Annotated in this window: 3 protein-coding genes; all 3 read left to right on the top strand. The window is 63.4% G+C overall.

The window, feature by feature from the left end; genetic code table 11:
- Nucleotides 1-416: MarR family winged helix-turn-helix transcriptional regulator (locus AC3AYF_RS19640; protein WP_487780231.1), on the top strand; the 416-nt coding region annotated here is incomplete at its 5' end.
- 228 nt (nucleotides 417-644) lie between these two features.
- Nucleotides 645-2,114, top strand: coding sequence for an IMP dehydrogenase (gene guaB, locus AC3AYF_RS19645; protein WP_487780232.1), 1,470 nt, complete (start codon nucleotides 645-647; stop codon nucleotides 2,112-2,114).
- Between the two features lie 131 nt (nucleotides 2,115-2,245).
- Nucleotides 2,246-3,116, top strand: an 871-nt coding sequence (gene guaA, locus AC3AYF_RS19650; protein WP_487780233.1) for a glutamine-hydrolyzing GMP synthase, incomplete at its 3' end; no start/stop codon positions are given.

Genomic DNA, 3,116 nt, shown 5'->3' on the forward strand with positions numbered 1-3,116 from the left:
AGGTTGCCAATAGCCTTCAGCGCCAGCATGGCCTGGGTTTGACCGAATATCGTGCTCTACACTTGCTCGCCGCCGAACCTGATGCTGAGTTGAGAATGCAGGAACTAGCCAAGAGGCTCGGGTTGAATCAGAGTTCCGTAACTCGGCTTGTCGAGCGCATGGAACGTAATGGGCATACGATTCGCGATGTCTGTCCAGACGATAAGCGTGGCGTTTATACCGTCATCACCAAGCGCGGACGGCAGATTCACGCCGAGGCGAGCCAAGACTACGATAGCTTCCTGGAAGCGGCGCTTGACGAGGCTTCTCAGACGAAGACAAGCTCAGAGATTGTCTCCTGTCTGCGGCAGATCCTGGCGTGCCATGGTTCCCCCGAACATGCCACCGAGCGGGAGGATGTCGTAGGGAAACCGTGACTTGGCGGGAGAAGTGCGCCATGAGCACGCCTTACACGAATCCGCCACCCGGCGTTGCATCGTCCATCTCCTATCATACAACCGCCGCTTGCCATTGAGAGGCACCGCCCAAACGACTATAATGCGCGATTAACTTTTCGCGGCCCCGATCCGGTCCCACTGCATGCCTCATCGCGGTGCCGCAGGCTGTTACAGGCTCCCCACCACCTGCCAATTGGGTTTCCGACCATGCTACGTATAGCGCAAGAAGCTCTTACGTTCGATGACGTATTACTCGTACCCCGCTACTCGGATGTCCTGCCCAGAGACGTCGAACTCAAGTCCCGCCTGACCCGCAAGCTGACCCTCAACATCCCGCTGCTCTCGTCCGCCATGGATACCGTCACCGAAGCGCGCCTGGCCATCGCCATGGCGCAGGAAGGCGGCATCGGCATCATCCACAAGAGCATGTCGATCACCCAGCAGGCCGCCGAGGTCCGCAAGGTCAAGAAGCACGAGAGCGTCATCGTCAAGGACCCGGTCACCGTCGGTCCCAACGCCAAGCTGCAGGACCTGCTGGAGATGGCCAAGGAGTACGGCTATTCCGGCTTCCCGGTGGTCGAGGGCGAGACCCTGGTCGGCATCGTCACCGGGCGCGACATGCGCTTCCAGCCGGATCACAGCGACAGCGTCGAAGCGATCATGACTCCGCGCGACAAGCTGGTCACCGTGCTCGAAGGCACCTCATTGGACGTGATCAAGTCCAAGCTGCAGGAAAACCGCATCGAGAAGATCCTGGTCGTCGACAAGGACTTCCACCTGCGCGGCCTGGTCACGGTGCGTGACATCGAGAAAGCCCGCACCTACCCGATGGCCGCCAAGGACGCCGATGGCCGCCTGCTGGTCGGCGCCGCCGTCGGCACCGGCCCGGAAACCCCGGACCGCATCGCCGCGCTGGTCGAAGCCGGCGTCGACGTGCTGGTCGTCGATACCGCCCACGGCCACTCCAACGGCGTGAGCGACCGGGTGCGCTGGGTCAAGGAGCACTACCCGGAACTGCAGGTGATCGGTGGCAACATCGCCACCGGTGACGCCGCCGTCGCCTTGGCCGAAGCCGGCGCCGACGCGGTCAAGGTCGGTATCGGCCCCGGTTCCATCTGCACCACCCGCGTCGTCACCGGCGTCGGCGTACTGCAGATCACCGCCGTCGCCAACGTCGCCGAAGCGCTCAAGCCGTTCGATATCCCGCTGATCGCCGATGGCGGCGTGCGCTACTCCGGTGACATCGCCAAGGCGATCGTCGCCGGCGCCAGCACCGTGATGCTCGGCAGCATGCTCGCCGGCACCGAGGAAGCGCCGGGCGAGGTCGAGCTGTTCCAGGGCCGGACCTACAAGGCCTATCGCGGCATGGGCTCCATGGGCGCGATGTCCCAGACCCAGGGCTCCTCGGATCGCTACTTCCAGAGCAAGGACGAAGGCGTCGAGAAGCTGGTGCCGGAAGGCATCGAAGGCCGCGTGCCCTACAAGGGCCAGATGAGCGCCATCGTTCACCAGATGATGGGCGGCCTGCGCGCCTCCATGGGCTACACCGGCTGCCACAACATCGACGAGATGCGCACGCTGCCGGAGTTCGTCAAGATCACCGGCGCCGGGATCACCGAATCCCACGTGCATGACGTGCAGATTACGAAGGAAGCGCCGAATTATCGCGGCGCTTGATTGACCCGTTAGTCGGAAGAGGGAAGGGAGAAGGCGGGAAGTGCATCTTTCCCCTTCGCTCTTTCCTCTTCATTCCTTTCCGGCCGTGCTTTTGTCTCGGCAATTGAAACCCTTACGGCGGTGGCCCCTTCATGACCGACATCCAATCGCACAAGATCCTGATCCTCGACTTCGGTTCCCAGTACACGCAGCTGATCGCCCGCCGCGTACGCGAGATCGGCGTGTTCTCCGAGATCCGCGCCTTCGATATCACCGAAGAAGAGATTCGCGAATACAACCCCAACGGCATCATCCTCTCCGGTGGGCCGGAATCGGTCTCCGAGCTGGGCTCGCCGCGGGCGCCGGCATGCGTGTTCGAGATGGGCCTGCCGGTCTTCGGCATCTGCTACGGCATGCAGACCATGGCCGAACAGCTCGGCGGCGCCACCGAAGGCTCCAACAAGCGCGAGTTCGGCTACGCCCAGATCAGCGTCGCCGCGGAAGACGACCTGCTCGGCGGCATCAAGGATCATGTCGATCACGACGGCGGGGCGCTGCTGGACGTGTGGATGAGCCACGGCGACAAGGTCGCCCGCGCGCCGAAGGAATTCACCGTCACCGCCTCCACGCCGAGCTGCCCGATCGCCGCCATGACCTGGCCCGAAAAGCGCTTCTACGGCGTGCAGTTCCACCCGGAAGTGACCCACACCCTGCAGGGCCAGCGCATCCTCGAGCGCTTCGTGCTGGATATCTGCCAGGCGGAAAAGCTCTGGACCCCGGCGCAGATCATCGAAGACCTCACCGAGCGCGTGCGCGACCAGGTCGGCGACCGCCACGTGCTGCTTGGTCTTTCCGGCGGCGTGGACTCCTCGGTGGTCGCAGCACTGCTACACAAGGCGATCGGCACGCAGCTCACCTGCGTATTCGTCGATAACGGCCTGCTGCGCAAGCAGGAAGGCGACCAGGTGATGGAGACCTTCGCCAGCCACATGGGCGTCAAGGTGATCCGGGTCGATGCGGAAG

It is taken from the genome of Salinicola sp. (assembly GCF_982684285.1).